3 protein-coding genes and 1 pseudogene are annotated in these 5,134 nt (G+C 63.7%); all 4 read right to left on the bottom strand.

Annotation, left to right across the window (positions count from 1 at the left end; translation table 11 throughout):
• Positions 1 to 39: 39 nt before the first annotated feature.
• A complete protein-coding gene (locus tag FHS79_RS17735; RefSeq protein WP_184203062.1) occupies positions 40 to 1,533 on the bottom strand; it encodes a CRTAC1 family protein in 1,494 nt (497 codons plus the stop codon).
• Between the two features lie 14 nt (positions 1,534 to 1,547).
• Positions 1,548 to 3,695 carry a penicillin acylase family protein gene (locus FHS79_RS17730; protein WP_184203060.1) on the bottom strand — a complete coding sequence of 716 codons (2,148 nt, stop codon included), beginning with the start codon at positions 3,693 to 3,695 and terminating at the stop codon, positions 1,548 to 1,550.
• A gap of 128 nt (positions 3,696 to 3,823) precedes the next feature.
• Positions 3,824 to 4,777 carry a formylglycine-generating enzyme family protein gene (locus tag FHS79_RS17725; protein ID WP_184203058.1) on the bottom strand — a complete coding sequence of 318 codons (954 nt, stop codon included), beginning with the start codon at positions 4,775 to 4,777 and terminating at the stop codon, positions 3,824 to 3,826.
• Positions 4,778 to 4,807: 30 nt separating this feature from the next.
• Positions 4,808 to 5,134 (bottom strand): annotated as a pseudogene (locus FHS79_RS17720) (hypothetical protein); the annotation flags it as partial.

Raw genomic sequence — 5,134 nt, 5'->3', positions numbered from 1 at the left:
CGATTCCTGGTCGGGCCTCCACCACCTCCGCAAGGGAGGTCAGCGCGGTGCTGCGCGGCGGATGACGATGGGCGTGGCGGAGGGCGTGACGCCCCGGCGCCATTGCACTTCACGGCCGTTCTTGCCCATGAACGTGACTTCGACATCGACGCGCTTCGCATTGCCGAGGCCGAAATGCACCGGGAGCGCGTGCTGGGTGCCATAGCCGCCGCCGGTGTGGACCGGCATGAGACCGAGCGGGGCGGCCCCCTTGCGGCCGGCGGGATAGATGCGGACTTCGGCACCCGCCTGGGTGTGATGACCCTTCGAATCGAGGACGATCACCTGCAGCGACTGGCCGGCCTTTGCCGGCGCCAGGTCGTTCCGGAACAGATAATGGCCGCCGGTGACGTTGTAGCCCTTGGTGATCGACAGATCGAGGGCGCCGTCGCCGTTGTAATCGACGAAGGCGGTGCCGTGATCGCCGGTGTCGAGCGGGCTGTCTGCCCCCAGCACATTGACGAATCGCTTGCCGCCTTCGTTGCGGAAAAGCCGGTTTTCGGGGACCTGCTTGCCCGGCTCGCCATGGTAGGACATCACCGACAGGTCGATGAAGCCATCATTGTCGAAATCGCCGAAGGCCGCCCCCACGGCGTGATTGTCGACATCGACGCCGGTGGCGGCCGCGGCGGCGACGAAGCGGCCGCCGGGCTGGCCGCGCCACAGCGCGTTCTTGCCGTAATTGGGCACGAAGATATCGAGCAGGCCATCATTGTCGTAGTCGCCGATGGCGCAGCCGACGCCGCCTTCGCTGCGATCGCGGCCGGGGCTGTTGATGCCGAGCGCGGCCGCGACATCGGTGAAGCCGGACCCATCGTTGCGGAAGAGCGAATCTTCCTTGCCCGACTGGTTGGCGAGGAACAGGTCGAGATCCCCGTCCTGGTCGTAATCGAGCCAACAGGCGCCGACGGTGGAGCGTGCGGCACTGATCGGGGCATCGGCGTGGATCTGCACGAAGCTGCCGCCGTCGTTCCGGAACAGCTTGTTGCCGCCCATGCGGTCGGTGATGAAGAGATCGAGGTCGCCGTCGCCGTCGATATCGACGAAATTGTTCTGGCGCGACGAGCGGCCGAGCAGTGTGAGGCCGAGGGCGGGGGCGACATTCTCGAAACGGTCGCCGAGGTTGCGGAACAGATGGCTGGGGCGTTTGGGGAGCGAGGAGCCGGCGAACAGGTCGAGCTTGCCGTCATTGTCGTAATCGCCCCAGCTCAAGCCCCGATACTCGCCTTCGTCGGCGCCGGGCAGGCCCATGGCGGGACCGATGTTGGTGAAGACGCCGGCATCGTTGCGGTAAAGACGGATTTCGCCGCCCTTGAGCGAGACGGCGAGATCGGGATCGCCGTCATTGTCGAAATCGGCCCAGGCGTTGGAGAGCGAGCCGGGGACGCTGAAGGTCTCGGGCTGGACGGGTGTGAAGGCGGGTGCAAAGCCGGGTGCCTGGGCAAGCGCGGCCCCGGAGGACAGCAACAGGGCCAGGCTGATCATCGTCCGCATTGTGTTTCTCCGGTTCAGAACGTCACGCGTTCCTCGAGATTGGCTTCGATGTCCTTGCGGTCCCGCCACAGGGTGCGGAACTGCTTCTTTTCGACCATGGGCAGCTGGTCGGCGCGGTGCTTCGAGCCGGGCTGGCTGGCGTTGCCGTAGCTCATCAGCCCGACCGCCTTCATCGGCGTGCCGAACTCGACCATGCTGACCCAGGTTTCGCCGTGGACGGGGCTGCGTTCGCCATCCTTGAGCGGGCTCCAGGTCATCACGCGGAAGATGCCGAGGTTGCCGAGGCCGCCATGGCCGGGGAGGTTGCCCTCGGCGACCTTGAGCCGCGACACCTCGCCGAAGGGTCGATCGACGGCGCCGTAGAGCTTGCGCGTATCGGCTACGGCCTGCTTGAGCATCGCGACGGCGCCGGCCGGGTCCTTGAGGCCGTTCGGGGTCTGGATCGCATCGTCGAGGCTCCAGCCGGTTGCGAAGCCGCCCTGGCCGGTGAGGGCGGGGCCGGCGAACAGCTTGGCCCAGGTCTCGAACAGGAGCCCGGCCTTGCTGTCCGCCTCGTATTTGCGGTCCCAGCCGGCGAGCAGCAGCTTTGCCTGGGCGAGATCGGCATCGTCCGACGTGCCGATGGCGTCGATCAGCGCCGGGATCATCCGCTCGGCCATCAGCGAGGTGGTGGTGAGCTTGCGGCTGACGAAATCGTCCCAGCTGATCTTGTCGGTGCCGGCGAGGAGCTTGACCGACATCTGGGCGCGCATGCTCATGCCCGTCTGCTGGACGACATGCGCCGGCCATTCCGCAGGCTTCAACGTGCGCGGCCAGGTCGAGACCCACGGGCCGTCATTGGCGTTCTGGACGAAGCCGCCGGGCGGATCGAAGACCTTTGGCATGTCCTCATAGCTGTGGATGTCGGTCCAGAGCGTTTCGGAGGTATCGCCGGGCACGAGGCCTGCCCAGCGACGATAGTCGCCGCCGGTCTTGTGCTTGGGGAGGATGCCGTTGTCGAGATAGAGGACATGGCCGGCACGATCGGCATAGATGATGTTGAAAGTGGGCACCTGCAGCGTTTTCAGTGCCGCTTCGAAGGCCTTCCAGTCCTGCGCCTTGCCCATGTCGAGATATTGCTGGAGGACGCCGGGGCGATCGAGGCCCGCGACCTTGAGGGCGATCGTCGGCCCGGAACCGGGAGTCTTTCCGTCGGGCATCTCGAACACCGGGCCGTGGACGGTGGTGCGCTGGGTGAAGCTGACGGTCTTCAGCGTGCCGTCGGGCTGGCGGACCTTGTAGCTTTTCTGCGCGGTCTTGAACGGCAGCACCTTGCCATCGAAGCGATAGCCATCGCCTTCGAGCTTGAGCTCGTAGCGGGTGAAGCCGAGGATGGTGTTGACGGTGTTGGTGAAGCCGAGATTGTCGTTGAAGGCGAAGCGCACCACCGGCAGCCCGACCTGCGTGCCGCCATAGACGCTGTAGCCGGGTGCTGTCAGATGCGCCTCGTAATAGGTGAGCATCGAGGGCGCCCAGGGGAGGTGCGGGTTGGCGAGCAGCAGCGTCTTGCCCGCCGCGGTGCGGCCGGGCATCACCGCCCAGGCGTTGGAGCCGTCGCTGCCCTCGGGCGCTTCGCCCTCGCCGACCGGGCCGGCGGCGGCGAGCACCCGGTTTTCGGACGCGATATAGTTGTAGTTCATCAGCCGGTGCGCATGGCCGATGATGTCGACACCCCTGATGGGGAGCACCTGGCGCATTTCGGCGGCGATGGCCTGCGGGTGTGCTGCGGCATAGGCGTTGATGCCGGCGGCAAAGGCATCGAGGTTGCGGCGCATCGCGGGCGTCTGCGCCTCGTACCAGGCGATGCTGCGGGTGGGCACGTCGTTGGCGATGAGCCAGCGATCGAGCTTCTCGGCGTCCGGGCCCCAATATTCGGCACCGCGCGCGCGCGATTCGCCGTACATCTTGAGCAGGATGTCGCCATGGCTCTGCGCCTGTGCCCAGCCGAAGCCGTAGAAGGCGCCGGCCTCGGTCTTGGCGTAGACGTGCGGCACGCCGTAGCGATCCCAGAGGATCTCGCCGCCACCGAAGGCGGGTGCGGGGGTGGGGGTGGGGGCGGCGAATGCCGGTGCGAGCAGCGGCAGCGCCAGCAGCGGCAGCGCCGCCAGAAATCCGATTTTCATGCTCTTGTCCCCGCCATTCGAATCGCCGTCAGAAATTGACGCCTACACGGCATAATAAAAGCCGTCCGTGAAGCCGAAAGCGCCAAAGCTACTCACTATTGGAGCTAACGCTGGCTGCAATCTTTGTGTTATCGGAGCGCCCCTGGCTGCAAGGAGCGCGCTACCCTAAAGCCTATGTTTACGCTATTGAGTGTGTGAGGGAAAAACGCCCGCTCGCTAGGGCGGTTTGTGCGTGCATTACTGTAGAACGCGCCGCCGCGATCGACCCTGACGTTGCAATCGCCGGCGACCCATGCCGTGCCGTCAACTGGAGCGTTCTCATACGAGTCGTTGCGGCAGTCCTCCACCCATTCCCAGTGGTTGCCATAAGTGTCGTAAACTCCGAACGCGTTCGGCTTGAAAGAGCCGACCGGGGCCGTGGTGATGCCGTAACCATCCCGACAAGTGACATAAACCCAGGTGGCAAGGCCGCCGGCTTCCTTTGCGGTCGCATCGGCGACATTGCCATAGGCGCAACCCTCGTTCGGATCGTCTCCGAAGAAATAGCGAGTCTTTGCCCCGGCCTTCGCCACATATTCGAACTCAGCTTCACTCAGTAGACGATAGGGCTCGCCAGTCTTGGCGGCAAGCCAAGCTACATAGGCTTTGGCATCAACCCAGCTGATGCACGAAACTGGATGCATTTCCGTCTGCGAGAAGTTGGTGTCATCCCACCCTTTGCTCTCAACTCGTTCCGTTTTAGTGCCAGTGTACACCGTACAATTGCGCAGCGGTTTATAGCCGGTCTGGTTCACGAACTGCCGGAACTCGCCGCGTGTCAATTCGAACTTTCCGACCGCGAACGCAGCATCGAAGGTCACTTCGCGCTGGGGACCTTCATCCTTGTCGCGTATCGGATCGCTCTCTGCAGTGCCCATCATGAATCGTCCTGCCGGTATCACCACCATCTGGGGGCAATCGGGACAGTCGCGAAAAACTGATCCCGCCGCTGTCCTTTTCAGCGCAGCCGTACGATTGGTCGCGCAGCTGGTCAGCATGATGCTCATGCATAGCATGCCGATTGGCACCATGAGCTTTTTCATGTGTCTGTACCTTCCAACCAACAGGAAATCTCAGAACTTGACGCCGATGCGGGCGTAATAATAGCCTCCGGTGAAACCATAAGCTCCCGACGTCGCATAAAAACCGGAACCCAAGTTGGGATTCAATGACGTTTCATCGAAGTCGGGATAGACATTGAAGACGTTATTTGCACCGATCGCGAAATCAAGCGACTTGGTGGCCTGCCAGCCGACCTCGACATCGGTCAGCCATTTGGCACCGAAGCTGCGATCGTTGCCGAAAACGTAATTACCCACCCCCTGCGTTGAGCTATCCGGCGGAGACAGCGCCGAGGATGGTGTTGTAGGGATTGGCCCCGGACAGTCGCGCAGTATCGA

This window comes from Polymorphobacter multimanifer (assembly GCF_014205635.1).
Lineage (GTDB): Bacteria > Pseudomonadota > Alphaproteobacteria > Sphingomonadales > Sphingomonadaceae > Sandarakinorhabdus > Sandarakinorhabdus multimanifer.
The sequence above is the reverse complement of the archived record's forward strand: the minus strand, read 5'-3'. Positions and strand labels throughout refer to the sequence as shown.